We start from the raw sequence: 17,638 nt of genomic DNA, 5'->3' as shown, positions 1-17,638 counted from the left end.
GAGACGGTGACTCGAGCCCTCTACCAATTTACGTGTCGCACGGAGGAGACGCCATGGGTCCCGTCGCAGCCGCTGCAATTCGCCCTTTGTAACGGTGCTGATCATGCGAAAGCCATTCATCCGGTGGGATATTCCAACTGATTAAATCGATAACGGCTGATTGCACGGATGAAAGCGTGCAGGAAAACAGATCATTAATGGGTGATGTTTCCGGCAGCGCCCTTCATTCGAATTCACGTACCCGGAGAGGCAGGAGAAAACTGCATCGAATCGAATATATAGTTATAAGAAGTTAATCATAAATAATCTTTAGTGATTAATATTCCATCAAAACGCGTTTGACAGGTAATCCGTATGGATCCATCTTTACTTCCGGATGCTCATTAGCCGCTGTTCAACAGCTTGAAAAAGCTGGCCGTTTGCTCGGTTCGAAGGTCATCTCTTACTTCTCCCGATGGACAGTTGGCAAAGGACTCGTGTCATGGACGTCCCCGAATTCGCTCGCCTGCTTAAACAGAAAAATCCAGAGTCCGAAGTGTGGTGGGATGCTTCGCCGGTTGCCTGTGAAGCATTCAAGACCCGGATGAAACTCAAATACCCGACGGCCCTTGAATACATCGATTGCTTGATGCCCTCTCACTTCCGTTTGAGCCCGTGGGGCCTGAGTGGAGCCACGACCAATCCTGGCCTGGTGAGTCAGGAGGTCTTGCGGACCCCCGACGTCTGGCGGCATTTCATCCAAGCCCACCCCGGTGGCCCCTATAACGACGAAGCTCAAGTGAGCCGCGCGCTCTATGACCAAGTGATCATCGACGGCGCGCAAGTGCTGCAGCCCTTGTGGCAGCGCTCCAACGGCGGGCAAGGCTGGTTGTCGGCACAAGTGGAGGGAGGGGATCGTCTGGATGTTTCTGCACTCGTCGCCCGAGGTCTGCAACTGGCCAGGCTTGCGCCCAATATCATGGTCAAGGTACCTGGAAGCGAGGAGGGTTATCGAGCGATCGAGGCTTTGGTCGCCAAAGGCTGCTCGATCAACAACACGCTGTGTTTCACCGTGTCCCAGGCGGCCGCCTGCCTCAAGGCGATTCATGCGGGACGCTTGCGCGCTGAGGTGGACGGCGTCGACACCCGGCGCGCACGGTACGTCATCAGTTTCATGATAGGGCGGCTGGGTGCCGAAGCCGAATTCGAGCGTCAGGCACGTCACCGTCGCCTGCGTCTGACGCCGGTTGACAGACGCTGGGCGGAGTTGGCGATTTACCAGGCCATTCAGGCGTTGATGCGGCGCTGGCAAACCCCCGCACGCGTGTTGCTGTGCAGCCTGAAGGTGGATACCGATCGGCGAGGGCGAGAGCATTGTTGGCATTTGCAGCGCACCGGGGCGGACACCACGCTGTACACCTTGACTCCTGAAATCATCGAATTCCTCATCCGGCGTTACCAGCTCGACCGTGCCGTCACGCCGGCGACGGAATGGGTGCAGGTGCCCAGGCGAGTGATGAACAGGCTCATCGCCCTTCCGTATTTCAATCAGGCGTATTTCGAGGGTGATCTGCCGCCAGCCCGATTCAGGCAGCATCCTGCGTTCATCACGGCAGCAGCCAACGCGCGTCAGGGTCATGAACGGCTGGTGGCGTTCGTCAGGGCGAGCCGAGCGGTGGAAAGCGTTTGCCCTGCGAGCGTCCAACGGCCGTTGGAGCGCGCGTCATGAATCGCATGATCGCCCTCTGGGCTCATCCCCGCTCGCGTTCGACCGTGCTGGAGCGCGTGTTCATCGAGCGCGGTGATTTTGAAGTCTTCCACGAACCCTTCGCCCACGTGGCGTTCAACGAACAGTCGGCGATCCCCCATGACGATCTCGACTGCGGCTTGCCCACCACCTATGAGGGCGTTCGCGAACTGCTGCGCAGCGCGAGGCAGAGGCGAAACGTATTTCACAAGGACATGTGTTACCACTGCCTGGACGAGTTGAAAGCCGATGGGCAGTTCCTACTGGAACACCAGCATGTGTTCATTATCCGAGAGCCGGCTCGGGCCATCGTTTCGCATTTTCAGGTATTCGCCGAGATGTCCTTGCATGCCGTGGGCCATCAGGCGCTGTACGAGATCTTCTGTCGCGTCACCAAGCTGACCGGGAAAATTCCCTATGTCATCGATGGAGACGATCTGGCAAGACGCCCCGATGAGACGGTACGCAAGCTGTGCGATCACTTGCAGTTGGAGTTTCTGCCCCACGCGATGCGCTGGGAGATCGCTTGCCCCGATCAGTGGAAAGCCTGGCGCCGCTGGCACAAGGAAGCCGAGCAGAGCACGCATATCAGGGCGGGCGCCGAGCGGCTCGATGACGACCTGCTGACCGCCCACCCTCATCTGATGGCCTATTACCAAGTCCATCGCCCCTTCTACGAGCGCATGAATCAATTCGTGCAGCAGGGCCACCCATGAGAAAAATCGTGATTACCGGTGCTGCAAACGGCATCGGCAGGGCAACGACCCTCGCCTGCATCGAGGCCGGGTATTTCGTGATTGCCGCCGACAAGGATCGGCATGGGCTACGGGCCTTGCAGGACGTTGCCGCGCCCAATCGCCTGGAAACCCATCTGGTGGATTTTTCGCGTGCGGAGGTCTACCGCCACTTCATCGGTAACCTTTACAAACACCACAGTACGCTGCACGGGTTGGTCAACAACGCCGGCCTGTATCACGGCAAAAGCGTGTATGACTACGACGATCAGGAGATCGAGGAAATCTGGACGGTGAACCTCAAGTCGCTGGTGTACCTGTCGAAAGATTTCGCCCTGCATGAGTCGCAGGCCCTGCATACGCGCAGCATTATCAACATCACGTCGGTGGCGGGGGAGGTGGGCAGCATGGACGCGCTCTACGGCGCCACCAAGGCCGGGGTGATCGGGCTGACGAAGGCCAACGCCTGGAATTTCGCGCCGCGCGTGCGGGTCAACGCCGTGTCGCCCGCATTGGTGCGCAACACGTCCATTTACCATCGGATCCCCCCGCACCGTTGTGAAGAATACCAACGACAGGAAATCATCGAAGACCCGCTCAAGCCCGAAGGCGTAGCCGACGTGATCATGTTCTTGCTTTCTGACCAGAGTCGGCACCTGACTGGAAAAGTCATACCCGTGGACAATGGTGCTTACCCCCGCTAACCCGGGGTTGAGCAGGACAGAGGCGACAGGGAGAACTGTCATGCAACGCAAGAAGCTGCTTATCGTCGGCGGTGGGAATCTGTGCCTGCAGATTCTGCAAATACTGCTGCCACGCAATCAATTCGAGTTCCACCTTGCCAGTCGCAACCTCGAGCAGGTTACGCGTCTGGGTAACCTGGTGCGCCTGGGCGCGTTGCAGCTCGACGTGTCGGCGCACATCGAGTGTTGGGAAATGGACCTGGTGGAAGGTTGGATCGATCGCAACGCTCAGACCTTGGCGCGCATCAAGCCCGACATCATCGTCAACTGCGCCTCCCTGCAATCCTGGCGCATCATTACGCAGTTGCCCAAGGCGACATTCGAGGCGCTCGATCAGGCGCAACTGGGGCCTTGGTTACCCATGCACCTGGCCCCGGCCTACGCCCTGATGCGTTCGGTCAAACAGGCCTGTCCCAAAGCGTTGGTGGTCAACGCGGCCTTTCCTGATGCGGTCAACCCGGTGCTTTACAAAGTGGGAATGGCGCCGGATGTCGGGGTCGGCAACATTGCCAATCTGGTGCCCGCCACCCGCAGCGCCATTGCTCGCCTGGCCCGCTGTGAACCGACGCGGGTGTACGTGAAACTGGTGGGCCAGCATTTTTTCAGCCACGCGGTGCCCCGGCGGGGGTTGCCGTCAGCGGCCAACTTCAATCTCTGCTGCTGGATAGACGGACGTGAGCGCAGTGAAGAATTCGATCCGCATGAGGTGTTCGCCCTCGTCGCCGATCGGTTCCGGCGGCTCGGCGGTGTCGATGGGCAGTACCTGACGGCCATGTCGGCAGTGTCGGTGATCGAGAATCTGTTTTCCGAACAAGAAGTCCACGTGCATGCGCCAGGCCCCCACGGTTTGCCGGGCGGTTATCCGGTGAAGGTCGGCATGGGGCAAATCCTGCTCGGTTTGCCCTACGGCCTGCGCCGTGAGGAAGCCATTTCCATCAACGAAGCCGGCCAGCGTCAGGATGGTATCCAGGCCATCCTCGCCGATGGCACGGTTGTCTTCGGTCGTGAGCAGATGAACGTCATGGAAGAGTTGCTCGGTTATTTCATGCCTGACATGAAGGTTCAGGATGCGGCGGCGTGTGCGGCAGAACTGGGCCGCAAATATCATCTTTTTGCCGGCCGGGCTCGCCAACAGGGAGTGAGTCATCATGGAAACGAAGAGCGTTCGTCTGCCCGTCGCTGTGGCTGATGGGCTGGATCAGGATTACGCCCGGCAATATCACGAGGATTTCGTCAAGCGATGGGACGAACTGATTGACTGGAACAAGCGGGCGCAGGGCGAAGGGGCATTTTTCATCGAGCGGCTTTTGCGCGATGGCGCGTGCCGTGTGTTCGATGCGTCGACAGGGAGCGGTTTCCATGCCGCTCAACTCTGTGCTGCCGGTTTCGACGTCGTGGCGTGTGACGGCAGCCCGACAATGGTCCGATGCGCCGACGCCAACTTCAAATGCCGGGGCCTGAATATTCCCCTGCATTGCTACGACTGGCGCGAACTCGATCCCCGGTTGTTGGGGACCTTCGATGCGGTGCTGTGCCTGGGCAGCTCGTTCTGTCACCTCTTCGACGGCGGCGAACGTATCGACGTCTTGCGTCAGTTCCGGCAGTTGCTCAAACCGGGCGGCACGCTGCTGATCGATCAGCGTAATTTTCAAGCCATCCTGGCCGGACACTTCTCGTCCTCCGGTCGCTATTACTACTGCGGCAAGGGCGTCAGCGTGAGCCTGGGCGAATTGAACCCTTCACTGTGCGAGTTCGTGTACACCTTTGCCGACGGTGCCTGTTATCGCCTTCGTGTGTTTCCCATCCTGCCCAGCCAGTTGCGCCAGGAGTTGGCAGCGGCAGGGTTTTCGGTGACCGGCAGTTGGGGGGACTTCGCCTCCGTGTACGACCCCCTGCGCGCCGATTTCATCATCCATCAGGCCACGCCTGCGTGAGCCGGATTCAAGGAAGAGATGTCATGAACACACAAAGCTGTCTTTCAGCGGCTTCGGGCACCGTGTTCGCCTACGATTTCACTCATGCCCATGCTCAGGTGCCTGATCCATCCGCACGGGTGATCTGGCTGACGGGGCTGTCGGCGGCCGGCAAGTCGACGATTGCCGACGGCTTGATTGCACGGCTTCGCGGACGCGGGCTGAGAAGCTGTGTCCTGGACGGCGATTCGGTGCGAGGCGGGTTGTGCCGTGATCTGGGGTTTTCCCCGCACGACCGGGACGAGAACGTCCGACGCGTCGCGGAAGTGGCTGCACTGATGGCCGATACGGGGATGACGGTGGTGGTGGCGTTGATTTCACCGACCCGCGCTGCTCGCCACCATGCCCGCTCGATCGTCGGGAACGAACGTTTCGTTGAAGTGTTCGTCGATGTGCCTCTGGCCGTGGCTGAAGCCCGTGACCCGAAAGGGCTCTATCGGCGGGCCCGACGGGGCGAAATTCCGGCGTTTACCGGTGTTGATTCGATTTATGAGCCGCCGGTGTGTCCGGAACTTCATATCCACAACGATCGCGTCCCGGTGGCGGAGGCGGTCGAAAAGATCGACGTCTGGTTACGGCAGGCGGGGGCCACTTAGGGCGCTGAGCTTGCGTGCTGTTCCGATCGACGATTCAGTCGTCAGAAATACGCTCGCGGTGGCGCGTCTCTGTCATCATTGCTCGATCGGTCAGCACTGGAGGGCGAGCGATGTCCATCGGTCAATTGAAGATCAACGCCATCCGCCTGGTGGGAGGCCTGGGTGTACTCGATTTTCTGAACACCTGCGACGGCCGGCGACCAGGGACCTCATTGCCGGAAGTGGTCGATAAGCTGTCCAGCCTCGAAGACGTCGTGCACTGGTTTTTTCACGCGGGGCTGATTGACCATCAGGAGCATGAACAACTCGTTCAGCAGGTGCGGGCGGCGTCCTGGCAGGCGCTGCCAGTGTTCAGGCAGTTGATCGACTTTCGAGAGTCGTTGTACCGCCTACTGCTGCCTGTGGCGCTTGGGCAATCGGTGGATCACTCCGCGCTGGACACATTGAACGCGGTGCTGGCCAGCTCGGCCGGCCAACGCAGCCTGGTGCCGACAGCTGAGGGGGTCGTTTGGCGCTGGCATCCCATGGATTCGCTCGAGGCCCTGGCCCAAGGGTTCATCGGGAGGCTGGCGGTGCAGGCGGCGGCATTGCTGACGTCCGATGATCTTCTGCGATTGAAGGCATGCGCCACACCGGATTGTGATTGGCTCTTTCTGGACACTTCGAAAAACGGCCGTCGACGATGGTGCCAGATGAATGTCTGTGGTGCCAAGGAGAAGGCAAAGCGAGCTGCGGGTCACGCTTGAATGTGCGTTGTCTGACTCACGGTCAAACCTGTCCGTTGCCCTCGTCCGTGATAGGCGATCGCCCCCGCTGCAACCGAACGCGCCGAATGGTCTGGCAATCTGCGTCCGATGACCGCGCAATCGGCACGCAAAAAAAATCCCCGCAGCCGAAGACTGCGAGGATTTTGCGTCTGCCTCAGATGTACTGCGCGCCAGTGGCCGCGCTCAATTGCGGAACATGGCACCCGTCTGCACGATGTTGTTCGAGCCCAGCAATTGACTCACGTAACGGCTCCACCGCGTGATGTTGGCCGGGCCGACGAACACCACGTCTTGCGCCGCCAGCTCGAAACCCTTGGCCAGCGCATAACTGGTCGGTTTCTTGGCATTGAGGTGATAAACGGTGGCTGAGTGGGTCGCGTCCTGCGCACGAATCACATACACCGCTTCCCCGTCGGCTGCGTCAGGGCTCAGGCCACCGGATGTCCCCAGGGCCTCGAGCAGGGTCACACTGGTGGTGCTGAACGAGATCACCTGTGGGCGCTGAACCTCGCCCAGCACATAGATCTTGTTCTTCGAGTTGCTGTTCAGGTGCAGGTAGTCGCCGTCCTTGAGGAAGATCTTGCTCAGCTGCGAGTCCTTGCGGTTGAGCGAATCGACGTCGATCACATAATCCTTTCCGTCTCGCCGCAGGGTCAGCCCCGCAAGGTTGGCATCGGTCAGATCAAGCCCTGCCTGGCTGATGGCCTGAACCAGGCTCAACGGAATGTTGGTGATCGGCTGTGGGCCAGGGGTCTTGAACGCACCGGACAACAGCACCCGCTGACTGTTGTAGCGCAGCACCTTGACGTCGACCTTGACCTCGGTGTACTGCGGCAGCAAGCCCATGCGCAGTTGCTCGCGGATTTGCGAAACCGTCTTGCCCGCCGCCTGAATGCGACCGACGTACGGGAAGAAGACCGTGCCGTCGTTCAGCACTTCACGGCTGTTGGCGTCCAGTTGTTCCTGGGAGCCGGGAGCCGTCAGTTCCGGGTGCTCGAACACGGTGACCAACAGTGTGTCGCCTGGGCCTACCACATACTCAGGCGTCTTGTACGTCAGCAACTCGGGCGGCAAGGGCTTGGCGGCCGCTGCGGCCGCCTTCTGCTGCTGGGCCAGAGTCGTGGGCGTGATGTTGACCAGCGTGACCGCCGGACCGTCCGGATCCTTCTCGGTGACATCGCTGAGAGACATGTACTGACCTGGGGCGAATGCGCAGCCTTGCAGAACCAGACTGGAAAGCAGCACTACCGCGAACGTTACTTTCATTTGAGTGTTCCTTCTTAATCCTAAAAGGTGCGTACTGGCACCGCAGTGATTTCGTTGCATCCCTTACCCACACCGAACATCGGATTACTGTCGCTCATACCCCCATGCACCTCCCGCCGTGCGCAGCTGCGCGGCTCCGTTGTTTTTGTTGTGTTGACAGATTGTGTTTCCGGCAGCCCTAGAAGGCGTTTTTGTTGACGAACCCTTTGAAGAGCGTCAGCAGGATGATTTTCATGTCCAGCCAGACCGACCAGTGCTCGATGTACTGCAGGTCGAATTCCACGCGTTTCTGCATCTTGTCCAGCGTGTCGGTTTCGCCACGCCAGCCGTTGATCTGCGCCCAGCCAGTGATACCCGGCTTGACCTTGTGACGCAGCATGTAGCCCGACACCTGTTTGCGGTACTGCTCGTTGTGCGCCACGGCATGGGGGCGCGGGCCGACGATGGACATCTCACCGCGCAGCACGTTGAAGAACTGCGGCAACTCGTCCAGCGAGGTCCGCCGCAAAAACGCGCCCAGCGGCGTGATGCGGCTGTCGTTGCGGGTGGCCTGTTTCACCACGTCCCCATTTTCCTGAACGCTCATGCTGCGGAATTTCCAGACCATGATCGGCCGGCCGTCCAGCCCATAGCGACGCTGGCGAAACAGCACCGGGCCGGGCGAGGTCAGCTTGATCGCCACTGCGATCACCATCAGCGGCAGTGCGATCATGGTCAGGATCACGCTGGACAAGACAATGTCTTCGATGCGCTTGACCACGCTCCAGGCGCCGTCCATGGGCGAGTCGAAAATGCTGATGCTCGGCAAGCCGTTGATGCTTTCGCTGCGGGCATGCAACAACTCGAACATGAACACATCCGGGATCACATACACCGAGGCCGTGGTGTCGCTCAGGCCCTTGATCAGGTCTTGGAGCCGAGCCTGTGCGCCCAGGGTCAGGGTGATGTAAACCTTGTCGATCTTGCCCTCTCGGGCGTCTTCGATCAGGGCCTCCAAATCACCCAACACCGGAATGCGCCGCCCGATGCGCGCCAGGTCCATCTGCTCAGGCTGTTCGTCATAAAAGCCCAGCAGGTTCAGGCCCATCCACGGCGCGCTTTCGATCGACATCGCCAGGCGCTCGCCACAATGGCCTGTGCCCACGATGGCGACGCGACGGGTGTTGAAACCCCGGCTGCGCAGGGTGTGCAGCACGCTGCGAATCGCCAGGCGGTAGCCGCACAGCGCGACCAGCACGGTGGCGAACCAGGCCATCTGGCTGTTGTTGGCCAAGTCGGCAGGCTGCAGCAGCAGGTAGTCGACGAACATCAGCAGGACGAAGGCCAGGCCCCAGTAGTTCGCGACTTTCAGCAACTCGCGCAGGATCCGTTCGCCCCGCCACGAGCCGTACAGTTGGTGGTATTCGGCGAGCCAGTGAAACGCCACGGCGGCGAGCAGGATCTGCATCCAGGCTTCGGTGCTCATCGGCAACCCGGCAAGGGCGTTCACGCCGTAGCCGCCGATGACGATCACCGCCAGATCCAGCAGACGGTGGGCAACCGACAATGACGATTGATGAGCATGCAAGATGCCGCGAAGAGGTGTACGCATGGTAGGTGCTCGCTCAGACAGATTTGATCGGAACAACGCGGGCGGTAAGTTCGTTGGCGGCCAGCACAGACGGCACCGTGATCGGCCTCGGTTGTGCGAGGTGCCGCGCCTGACGGGTGACCAGCAGGCGCTGCTCGACGAACTGGCGAATTTCCAGTTCGAAGCGAGCCTCGCTGAAGCGCTCGGCGTTGGCGCGGCAGGCCTGGGCCGTGATGCGCGCGTGCTCCGCTTCGAAGGTCTCGATGGCCGTGATCAGCGAGGCGGCGGTCTGCTCCGGGTAAAACACCCCGGTGGGCTGCGGGTGGTCCAAACCGCAGACGGTTTCCAGCACGCCGCCCTTGCCGAAGGCGATCACAGGTGTTCCGCAGGCCTGTGCCTCCACCGGGCTGATGCCGAAATCTTCCTCGGCAGCGAACACGAACCCCTTGGCGTTGCGCATGTGTTCCTGCAACACCGCGAACGGCTGGTAGCCCAGCAGTTCGATGTTTGGCGCCTGGGCCGCCGCGGCTTTGGCCTTGTCCATTTCAGGCCCATCGCCGACCACCACCAGTCGCTTGTCGGGCATGGCCGCGAATGCCTCGATGATCATGGGCAGGCGCTTGTAGGGGACCATGCGCGAGGCCGTGAAGTAGTAGTCCTGTTTCTGCTCCTGCAATGCGAACCCGCGGGTGTCGACAGGCGGATAGATCACGGTCGATTCGCGGCGATACGACTTGGTGATCCGCGCGCCGATGAAGTGCGAGTTGGCGATGAACTCGTCGACCCCGGCAGACGTGCGCTGGTCCCACATGCGCATGTAGTGCAGGATCATCCGCGCCACTTTGCCCTTGAGCCCCCCACTCAGGTTGGCTTCCTTGAGGTATTGATGCTGCAGGTCCCAGGCATAGCGGATGGGCGAATGCACATAACTGATGTGCAACTGGTCCGGGCCGCACAACACACCCTTGGCCACTGCGTGGCTGCTGCTGATGATCAGGTCGTAACCGGACAGGTCCAGTTGCTCGATGGCCATCGGCATCAGCGGCAGATAGCGCTGGTATTTGGTTTTTGCCTTGGGCAGGCGCTGGATAAAGGTGGTGGTCGCCACCTTTCCGCCCAACTGCGCGCGGTCCTGATCGCTGAGGAAGTCGATGACGGAAAACAGATCCGCCTCGGGCCATATCTTGATGAGCGACGCCAATACCCGTTCGGCACCGGCGTACGTCACCAGCCAGTCGTGGACGATTGCGATTTTCATTGGAGTTCTCTGCTGTCACGGCTCGGATAGCCCTGCGAAACGAGCGAAGCTCGCCAGGGCTGGAGCGATTGTGTTTGCGCAGGCCGACTTCAAGCGTTGACTGGCTGCGTCCGTGCTTTGCGATTGTTCAAGCGTTTGCCGAGCTGAATGAACGGCGATTCGACAAAGTGAAAACTCAGGTGCGAGGCGCCCAGTGTCAGCAGCGTGGCGAACAGCGCGATGACCAGCGCCGATGCCCCCGTGTTGTTCAGCAGCCACTCGGCGAGCATGCCCATCGAGGGGTGCAGCAGGTACAGCGAATAACTCACTGCGCCCAGCCAGACCAGCGCCGGGTGATCCAGACGCACGCTGCGGGTCAGCACCAGGAAACTGCTGATGGCCACCGCGTAGGTGAAGCAGTAGCGTCCCCAGGTCTCACCATTGCCCATGTCTTTGCTGTAGGCCATGAACAGCGTTGGCGGCAGCACGACAGTGAAGGCGATCAGCAGCGTTTTGAGGTTGCGGGTCAACTCATTGCTGTGTTCGGCCAGCAACCACTGGCGCCAGACCGAGCCGAAAAACATCAGCGACAGGGCTAACGGCAGGGCCACCGGCAATTTGCGCTCTGTCAGGGCGCGCATTACGCCCATCGCCAACGCCATCACGAGAAACGCCAGTGAGCAGCGTGTGCGAAAGGTTTGGTCGTACAGCTTGCCGCCGAGGAACAGCGCCAGGCACAGGGCGTAGAACACCAGTTCGATGAACAGCGTCCAGTACAGGCCGATGACATCGTCGAATCCCAACGCAGCCTGCACCATGGTCAGGTTGGCCGCGATCTGGGCGAGCGAGGGCAGTGGGGCGCCGGTCAGCTTGAGGATGACGATGAACACCAGCAGCGACAGCCAGTAGGCCGGGTACAACCTCATGAACCGCGACACCAGAAACCGCTGGGCACCGTCGGGACCAGGCTTGAGGCTGTAGGGAATCACCACGCCGCTGATCATGAAAAACCACAGCACCCCCAGCTTGCCGGGATCGATCAGGTAATCGAACACCCAGACATGCCCGACCACCGGTAGATACAGGTGGGTTAAGACCACCATCAGCGCAGCGATGCCGCGCAGCGCGTCGAGATAAGCCAAACGTTTCATGGGCGTGCCTCAAAGCTTGCTGGACGATTCACGACGCAGCGCGTCAGGCCCGGTACTGGTGCGCCGGTCCTTGGGGCGGTTGAGCAGCGTGTCGATGCGTTGCGAAACGCGTCGCGCCGACTCCTCCCAGGAAAACCGTGTCACGTTGTTCAGGCCGCGCCGCCGTAGCGACTGGCGCAGCGGCAAGTCAGTGAGGATGCGCTCCATGGCCGAGGCCATGTGAGTGACGTCCAGCGGGTCAAAATACAAAGCGCTGGCTTGCAGCACTTCGGGAATCGATGCCGCATTGGCCGCCAGCACCGGGCAGCCGCAGGCTTGTGCCTCCAGGGGCGGGATGCCGAAGCCTTCGTACAGCGAAGGAAACACAAACGCCGTCGCGCCCTGGTACTGCTCGATCAACTGATCGTCGCTCAGGCGCCCGAGAAAACGGATGCGAGGATCGCGGCTGGCCAACCGTTGCAGATTGTCATCGCTGAAGATGCCGCTGGCACCACCCACGATATGGAGTTGAACGTCGTCGTGGCCGCGCAGCAGCAAGAACGCCTGAATCATCCGGCTGAAATTCTTGTGTGCGCTGGGCGAGGACACTGCCAGCAGATAGTCGGGTTGATCACGCAGCGGCGGCCCGGGCTGGAACGCGCCGCTGACAGCATTCGGCACCACGAAGATCTTTTTTTCCGGAAAGTTGTAGAACTGCGCAATCTCGCCCTTGGAAAAATTGCTGACCGTCAGCAACGCCTTGATTCGCGACAGCATGATCGGCGTCATGGTCCGGTAAAGAAGGCGAAACAGCCGGGTGTAGCTTTCCGGGTGACGAACGTAGGTGACATCGTGGTGAGTGGCGATCTGGTTGCCGTAGAACAGCGGTGCCGTGCTGCACAGCGACACCAGCAGCGGGTTGCCATGACGGCGCAGGAACAGCGGAAGGTCCAGTTGTTCCCACAGATGGCCGCTGTGGCGTCCGATGCACTGCACGTCCAGCGCCTTGGCGCTCTCGTGCATCATGATCCCGTGGGGGGCTACGAAGATGACGTCGTCGCGCAACTGCCGCAGCGCAAGGCAGGTCTGCTCGGCGAAGCGCTGAACGCCGCGCAACTCCTGTGTCAGAAAGCGTGCATTGATCACAATCATTGTGGTCGACCTGTGAAAGAAGTAGGGGCGTGACAACCCGCCAGGGTGGTTCGTCAAGACGTTCAACCGTGCAGGACGCGTACGGTGGTCCGGTCGCGGTGTTAAATGGCTCATCAATCGAGGCCAGCGGACCCCCGCAGGCGGCGCCAGGGCTGGCAACGGGTTGAGCGGATGATCAGGGCAAGGCGAACAATGCCGGGCGTGTGCCCAACGTGATGATTTTCGGAAACTCGTCGATCGGTACTTGTGCCGAACAACGTCCATCGTCGCAGTTCCAGGGTATGCCGCTGTCGACCAACCCCTTTTGCGGCTCCCGGGTATCGATGTAGTGCACATTGCCGCGCAGTACGCTGCTTGCATCGACCTTGATCGAGCGGGGCGAACCGGCGGTCCAGGCGACCATGATCTGATCTGACCCTTTGGCGAACCGCAGCAAATACTGTGAATCGATTTCTCGGCTCTTCTCTGCGTCATAACGGAACTGGTGCAACGTCGGGCTGATTGCCTTCAGTGTCAGGTAAGCCTGTTTGACGCTCAGATCCTGATTGAGCAGACCGAAATTCTGTTCAGGGTCCGTGCCGTCCGGACCGTCGTTGAGCAGGCCGTTCCACCACATGCCTTTCACGTTGGGCAGGGTCTGGACCAGAAAGAAACTGCGCGCCAGAAATGCGGCCTGCGTGTTTTCGTCGCCGCCGCAGCGGCCATCGTTACTGGGCCAGCCCATTTCCGTCAGGTACAGGGGCACGGCGGTCTTGGTCTTGGTCTTTTCCTTGAGGTCCTCGCTGATTCGGCGCAGCCAGGCGATCCAGTTTTCCGGGGTGTTGCGCTCATCCGAGCGGCAATACACATAAGGGTGCAGCGACAATCCGTCGACATGGTTGAGAATGCCCGACTCCACCAATCGGTCGGCGAAGCCCAGGTCCATCCCCTGGCTGGTCACCGCCCCGGCGAGAATCATCATGGGCCGCTGGTTGGTTCGGATGCGCCTGGCCGCCTCTTCGATCAGGATGCTGTAGTCCTGAGCGAACACCGGATCGACGGGATTTTCCTTGTCCCATTCATTCCAGATTTCATAAAAATCCACGCTGTCAGTGAGCTGTCGGGTGACGAAGCTGACGTAGTTGGCGTAGGCCTCTCGAACCAGCGGCTTACGCGGCTTCGCGTAGTTGTCGTAAAACGGATTCCCGTAACCCAGCACCAACAGGGGCCGCAAATGATGTTCCTGCGTGTTGCTCAGATAGGCCTGCCAGACCGGCTCGATCTTCATCAAGCCTCGTCGGGGCTCGGCACTGGACCAGTAGGCGTCGTCGCGTACCGAATCCACGCCTGCCGCTTCGAGCAGTTGCAGCGCCTTTGCCGAGTTGGAGTTCTTGTTCATCAAGTGCGTGTCGACACCGATGATGAACGCATCGTCCGCCAGGGCCGAGCCACTGATAACCCAACTGAACCCGCTCAGCAGCAGGATTTTCAATGGTCGTCGTAACCTCGTCAGGCACAGGGGCGGCATGGCTTGTCTCAATGAAGAGGCACGGTCCGGAGCGCTTGCTCAGTCAGTCTCGGGCCGTCGGCAATGGATGTCGTGTGCGCGCGGCCGTCAGACCGGGTGCGGCAAGACAGTCGGGTCACGGTGCACGATGTTGTCGAGCAACGTCTGGGCGAAGATGCTTTCATAACTGTCCAGCATCAGGTCCAGATTCAGCAGCGCTGCCACGCTGACCCGCGCTTGGCGACTCAATCGCGCCAGCAACTCAGGTTGCTGATGCAACCTGAGCATCGCATGGCCCAGCGAATCAGGATCGTCCGGGCTGCACAACAAGCCATTGAGCGGGTCCTGAATGATCTCCGGCAGCCCGCCCATACGGCTGGCGATGACGGGCACCGAGTGTGCACACGCCTCCACGGCCACCATGCCGAACGGCTCGTTCCACCGCGAGGGCACCACCGCCACGTCGACCTGACTGTAAAACGTCTCCGGCGTCTGGTAGCCGACGAACCGGACATTTGGCGACGTGACCAACGCCTTGAAAGCGGCCTCGTCAGCGGCCTGTCCGCGCCCTGCGATCTGCAGGGTGGCGTCGAATGGCAGGCGCTGAAATTGTTCGATGAGCCAGCGTATGCCTTTCTGTTCGGAAAGGGTGCCCATGTATCCGAAACGCAGCGGGGCCTTTTTCAAGGCCGGGTTGGACTCACGCTGCGTGTGAGGGGCGTCGTGCACTGCTGCGTAGGGGCTGGCGTTATGCACGACATAGCCTTTGGCGGCACTGAAGTAACCGCGCTGGCGGAGCTTGTCGAGAATGAACTGGCTGACCCCGACCACCGCCGACACCTGCGCCGAGCGTGTGTCGTGACCCTTGCGAAACTGCTGACAGGTGCCGCAGGCCTGCTGGCAGCATTGGCCGCCCTTGAACATATTGGCGCTCGGGCACATCAGGTACATGTCATGCAACACCTGAACGATGGGCAAACCGGCAGCCGTGATCTCGTCCCATACCGAAACCGACCAGCCCGCTAGGTTATGGCACACCACCAGTTGCGGCCGTTGTTGATCGATCACCTGCTTGACGTAACTGCGCATGGCGCCGTTGTAGCGGTCCCGCAGATGCCAGCCGAGCCGGGCCAGACGCCCTGGCCGTTGTGCCCCGAAGTGCCAATAGAAATTGTGCAGGCCGGCACGGTAGACGGTTACACCATTCACCGATTCGGTCGCCAACCCGGCGTCCGGGCCGGTCACCAGCACGCTGACCTGGCAGCCACGTCGTTGCAGGCCTTCGACGGTGCGCTGAAGAATAATCTCAGCGCCCCCGCCGATGTGAGGTGAATACAGGCTGCTGATGAAAAGGATGTTCATAAAGGATACGACCGATTCAGACCCAGTACGCCGGACTCGCCATCGCGGATGGCTTTTTCTATCAGGTTCAGCCGCTCTTCGGCACCGCGCCGCCTGGCGATCAGCCGCAACAGCCGAAAGAACACCCATCGGTTAAGGCTGTACAGCATCGACGAATTGGCCCAGACGTTCTTGTCGAACCAGGCCTGGTTGCGCGCCCCGTAGTAGGCGCGAAGGTCCGAGCCCCCCAACAGGAAGCTTTCGTAGATGTTGTTGGTGCGCGCTTTGATGTTCCAAGAGTTCTCCAGGTCATCGAGCACTGCTTCGGGGACGAGAAAGATTCGGCCGCCGCCTGCGGTGATGCGCCAGGTGTATTCGCTGTCATCGGCATAGAGCATCAGCGCGTCCAGTGGCAGGCCGATCTTGCGGTACAGGTTGCGATGGGCAAGCAGGCCGCCGTACGTGGCGAAGGGGAGCTGCACCATTTGCAGCTTGCCGGGCGCGGCCTGCGGCGCACCCCACGGCAGCCGACGCCAGACCTTGTAGGGCAGTTGCGCAATGTGGAAACCGAAAAAGCTGGACCGGCGTTGAATCGCAAAGCGCTTCGGCACCCCAGCCGCGATGTCGGCCTGATGGGTCGGACGAAAGCCCAGCACAGCAGCCTTGTCTTCGCCGTCGATTCGCTTGCGTTCTTCCAGTACCCGATGCAGCGTCGCGATGGCGTTGATGGTGGGCGCATTGTCGTCGTCCATCAGCCAGATGTGCTCGGCGCCGGCGTCCAATGCAGCCTGGATGCCCACCGAGTAGCCGCGGGCGGACCCCGTGTTCTCATGCAGGTAAATCACGCTGACTTCACTGGGCCAGGTCCGACGCAAGGTTTCCAAAGGAGCCGTGGAGGCGTTGCTGACGATGATCACCCGGTCGATCAGGGGGCTCTCCAGCGAACGGCTGACCAGCGTGTGCAAATAGTTGAAACGGTCACCATAGGTGAGCGTCACCAAAGTCGTTTTCGAGGTCATGGTGAGTTTCCGGGCGCAAAGGGTTCAAGAGGCTGAGCGCGTCAGCCTCTGCAGCATTCAAATTCAAGAATCAGATCGTGAGGGCACAAACCCGTAGGAGCGCGCTTGCCCGCGAGGCGTCGTGTCAAGCACCTCGCGGGCGACTGATACACCGCTGTCGCGGGCAAGCGCGCTCCTACGTCGGGTTCGATGTTTCGGCTCAACCGCGTTTCCAGCCGGGTCAGGCTGCTGACCGGCAGGGTCACCTTCTGTCCGCGGTGAAAACCCGTAGGAGCGCGCTTGCCCGCGAGGCGTCATGTCAGGCACCTCAATGGCGATTGATACACCTCGTCGCGGGCAAGCGCGCCTGCAGCGGGTTCGGTGCTTCAGCTCACCCGCGCTTCCAGCCGCGACAGGCTGCTGACCGGCAAGGTCACCTTCTGTTCGCGGTGCAGCAGATTGAGCAGGATCACCGCGCGCTCGTCGCCATCGGCGGCGAGGAAAATCGCTTCAATGTCGTTGAACCCGTCCGCGGTAATGCGCACGGCCTCGCCCTGCTGGAAGACCACCTTGGGCACGGGTGCCAGCAGGCGTTGGCGAATCTGCTCGATGAGTTCGTCCTTCACCGGAATGGGCATGCCGCCGAAGGTCACGATCCGCGCGACACCGCGCGTGGAGCGAATCGGGTACCAGTTGTCCTGGGTCTGATCCATGTGGATGAACAGGTAGCCAGGAAACAGTTCCTCTTCGGACGCGGCGCGTGCGCCACGCTTTTTCTCGCCCTGCTTGACCGGGCGGTAGCAGGCGAAGTTCTGGCGTTGCAGGTGCTCCTCGGCGCGTGCTTCCTGGCGAGGCTTGGTTTGAATGAGGTACCAGCGGGCTGAATCATTCGAGGTGCTGACGACGTGAGACATCATTG

The 17,638-nt window shown here is 60.7% G+C and carries 16 protein-coding genes; 7 read left to right on the top strand and 9 right to left on the bottom strand.

Annotated elements, in window-relative coordinates:
• Positions 1–481: 481 nt before the first annotated feature.
• From DBP26_RS06485 to DBP26_RS06455, 7 genes are all read left to right on the top strand, one after another.
• On the top strand, positions 482–1,708 hold the full coding sequence (locus tag DBP26_RS06485; protein WP_158541439.1) for a transaldolase family protein: 1,227 nt from the start codon (positions 482–484) through the stop codon (positions 1,706–1,708).
• Positions 1,705–2,442 carry a sulfotransferase family protein gene (locus DBP26_RS06480; RefSeq protein ID WP_108237073.1) on the top strand — a complete coding sequence of 246 codons (738 nt, stop codon included), beginning with the start codon at positions 1,705–1,707 and terminating at the stop codon, positions 2,440–2,442. Before DBP26_RS06485 ends, DBP26_RS06480 begins: the two co-directional genes overlap by 4 nt.
• On the top strand, positions 2,439–3,164 hold the full coding sequence (locus DBP26_RS06475; RefSeq protein ID WP_108237072.1) for an SDR family oxidoreductase: 726 nt from the start codon (positions 2,439–2,441) through the stop codon (positions 3,162–3,164). Before DBP26_RS06480 ends, DBP26_RS06475 begins: the two co-directional genes overlap by 4 nt.
• Before the next feature lie 40 nt (positions 3,165–3,204).
• Positions 3,205–4,392: a hypothetical protein gene (locus tag DBP26_RS06470; protein ID WP_256601681.1), complete on the top strand. Its 1,188-nt coding sequence runs from the start codon at positions 3,205–3,207 to the stop codon at positions 4,390–4,392.
• A complete protein-coding gene (locus DBP26_RS06465) occupies positions 4,352–5,137 on the top strand; it encodes a class I SAM-dependent methyltransferase (protein ID WP_108237071.1) in 786 nt (261 codons plus the stop codon). Before DBP26_RS06470 ends, DBP26_RS06465 begins: the two co-directional genes overlap by 41 nt.
• A 23-nt stretch (positions 5,138–5,160) precedes the next feature.
• On the top strand, positions 5,161–5,772 hold the full coding sequence (gene cysC / locus DBP26_RS06460) for an adenylyl-sulfate kinase (protein ID WP_108237070.1): 612 nt from the start codon (positions 5,161–5,163) through the stop codon (positions 5,770–5,772).
• Positions 5,773–5,882: 110 nt separating this feature from the next.
• Positions 5,883–6,518, top strand: a complete 636-nt coding sequence (locus tag DBP26_RS06455) for an ABATE domain-containing protein (RefSeq protein WP_108237069.1) — start codon at positions 5,883–5,885, stop codon at positions 6,516–6,518.
• 204 nt (positions 6,519–6,722) lie between these two features.
• On the opposite strand, the gene DBP26_RS06450 is transcribed toward DBP26_RS06455, so the two are convergent.
• From DBP26_RS06450 to rfaH, 9 genes are all read right to left on the bottom strand, one after another.
• Positions 6,723–7,805, bottom strand: coding sequence for a polysaccharide biosynthesis/export family protein (locus DBP26_RS06450; RefSeq protein WP_108237068.1), 1,083 nt, complete (start codon positions 7,803–7,805; stop codon positions 6,723–6,725).
• A gap of 178 nt (positions 7,806–7,983) precedes the next feature.
• Positions 7,984–9,396 carry an undecaprenyl-phosphate glucose phosphotransferase gene (locus DBP26_RS06445; RefSeq protein WP_108237067.1) on the bottom strand — a complete coding sequence of 471 codons (1,413 nt, stop codon included), beginning with the start codon at positions 9,394–9,396 and terminating at the stop codon, positions 7,984–7,986.
• Positions 9,397–9,409: 13 nt separating this feature from the next.
• A complete protein-coding gene (locus DBP26_RS06440; RefSeq protein ID WP_108237066.1) occupies positions 9,410–10,633 on the bottom strand; it encodes a glycosyltransferase family 4 protein in 1,224 nt (407 codons plus the stop codon).
• An 89-nt stretch (positions 10,634–10,722) separates the two neighbouring features.
• A complete protein-coding gene (locus DBP26_RS06435; protein ID WP_108237065.1) occupies positions 10,723–11,763 on the bottom strand; it encodes an acyltransferase in 1,041 nt (346 codons plus the stop codon).
• A 9-nt stretch (positions 11,764–11,772) separates the two neighbouring features.
• A complete protein-coding gene (locus DBP26_RS06430; protein ID WP_108237064.1) occupies positions 11,773–12,894 on the bottom strand; it encodes a glycosyltransferase family 1 protein in 1,122 nt (373 codons plus the stop codon).
• A 175-nt stretch (positions 12,895–13,069) separates the two neighbouring features.
• Positions 13,070–14,365, bottom strand: coding sequence for a hypothetical protein (locus tag DBP26_RS06425; protein WP_256601700.1), 1,296 nt, complete (start codon positions 14,363–14,365; stop codon positions 13,070–13,072).
• Positions 14,366–14,488: 123 nt separating this feature from the next.
• Positions 14,489–15,742, bottom strand: a complete 1,254-nt coding sequence (locus DBP26_RS06420; RefSeq protein WP_108237063.1) for a glycosyltransferase family 4 protein — start codon at positions 15,740–15,742, stop codon at positions 14,489–14,491.
• Positions 15,739–16,740, bottom strand: coding sequence for a glycosyltransferase (locus DBP26_RS06415; protein ID WP_108237062.1), 1,002 nt, complete (start codon positions 16,738–16,740; stop codon positions 15,739–15,741). The genes DBP26_RS06420 and DBP26_RS06415 overlap by 4 nt, the downstream gene beginning before the upstream one ends.
• Before the next feature lie 365 nt (positions 16,741–17,105).
• Positions 17,106–17,633, bottom strand: a complete 528-nt coding sequence (gene rfaH / locus DBP26_RS06410; RefSeq protein WP_108237303.1) for a transcription/translation regulatory transformer protein RfaH — start codon at positions 17,631–17,633, stop codon at positions 17,106–17,108.
• Between the last annotated feature and the right edge of the window lie 5 nt (positions 17,634–17,638).

Source organism: Pseudomonas sp. RIT409 (assembly GCF_003052515.2).
Lineage (GTDB): Bacteria > Pseudomonadota > Gammaproteobacteria > Pseudomonadales > Pseudomonadaceae > Aquipseudomonas.
The sequence above is the reverse complement of the archived record's forward strand: the minus strand, read 5'-3'. Positions and strand labels throughout refer to the sequence as shown.

Excerpts from the sequence above, each read along its gene's own strand:
- DBP26_RS06485 (WP_158541439.1), top strand. The coding sequence starts at position 482 with ATGGACGTCCCCGAATTCGCTCGCCTGCTTAAACAGAAAAATCCAGAG.
- DBP26_RS06480 (WP_108237073.1), top strand. The coding sequence starts at position 1,705 with ATGAATCGCATGATCGCCCTCTGGGCTCATCCCCGCTCGCGTTCGACC.
- DBP26_RS06475 (WP_108237072.1), top strand. The coding sequence starts at position 2,439 with ATGAGAAAAATCGTGATTACCGGTGCTGCAAACGGCATCGGCAGGGCA.
- DBP26_RS06470 (WP_256601681.1), top strand. The coding sequence starts at position 3,205 with ATGCAACGCAAGAAGCTGCTTATCGTCGGCGGTGGGAATCTGTGCCTG.
- DBP26_RS06465 (WP_108237071.1), top strand. The coding sequence starts at position 4,352 with ATGGAAACGAAGAGCGTTCGTCTGCCCGTCGCTGTGGCTGATGGGCTG.
- cysC (WP_108237070.1), top strand. The coding sequence starts at position 5,161 with ATGAACACACAAAGCTGTCTTTCAGCGGCTTCGGGCACCGTGTTCGCC.
- DBP26_RS06455 (WP_108237069.1), top strand. The coding sequence starts at position 5,883 with ATGTCCATCGGTCAATTGAAGATCAACGCCATCCGCCTGGTGGGAGGC.
- DBP26_RS06450 (WP_108237068.1), bottom strand. The coding sequence starts at position 7,805 with ATGAAAGTAACGTTCGCGGTAGTGCTGCTTTCCAGTCTGGTTCTGCAA.
- DBP26_RS06445 (WP_108237067.1), bottom strand. The coding sequence starts at position 9,396 with ATGCGTACACCTCTTCGCGGCATCTTGCATGCTCATCAATCGTCATTG.
- DBP26_RS06440 (WP_108237066.1), bottom strand. The coding sequence starts at position 10,633 with ATGAAAATCGCAATCGTCCACGACTGGCTGGTGACGTACGCCGGTGCC.
- DBP26_RS06435 (WP_108237065.1), bottom strand. The coding sequence starts at position 11,763 with ATGAAACGTTTGGCTTATCTCGACGCGCTGCGCGGCATCGCTGCGCTG.
- DBP26_RS06430 (WP_108237064.1), bottom strand. The coding sequence starts at position 12,894 with ATGATTGTGATCAATGCACGCTTTCTGACACAGGAGTTGCGCGGCGTT.
- DBP26_RS06420 (WP_108237063.1), bottom strand. The coding sequence starts at position 15,742 with ATGAACATCCTTTTCATCAGCAGCCTGTATTCACCTCACATCGGCGGG.
- DBP26_RS06415 (WP_108237062.1), bottom strand. The coding sequence starts at position 16,740 with ATGACCTCGAAAACGACTTTGGTGACGCTCACCTATGGTGACCGTTTC.
- rfaH (WP_108237303.1), bottom strand. The coding sequence starts at position 17,633 with ATGTCTCACGTCGTCAGCACCTCGAATGATTCAGCCCGCTGGTACCTC.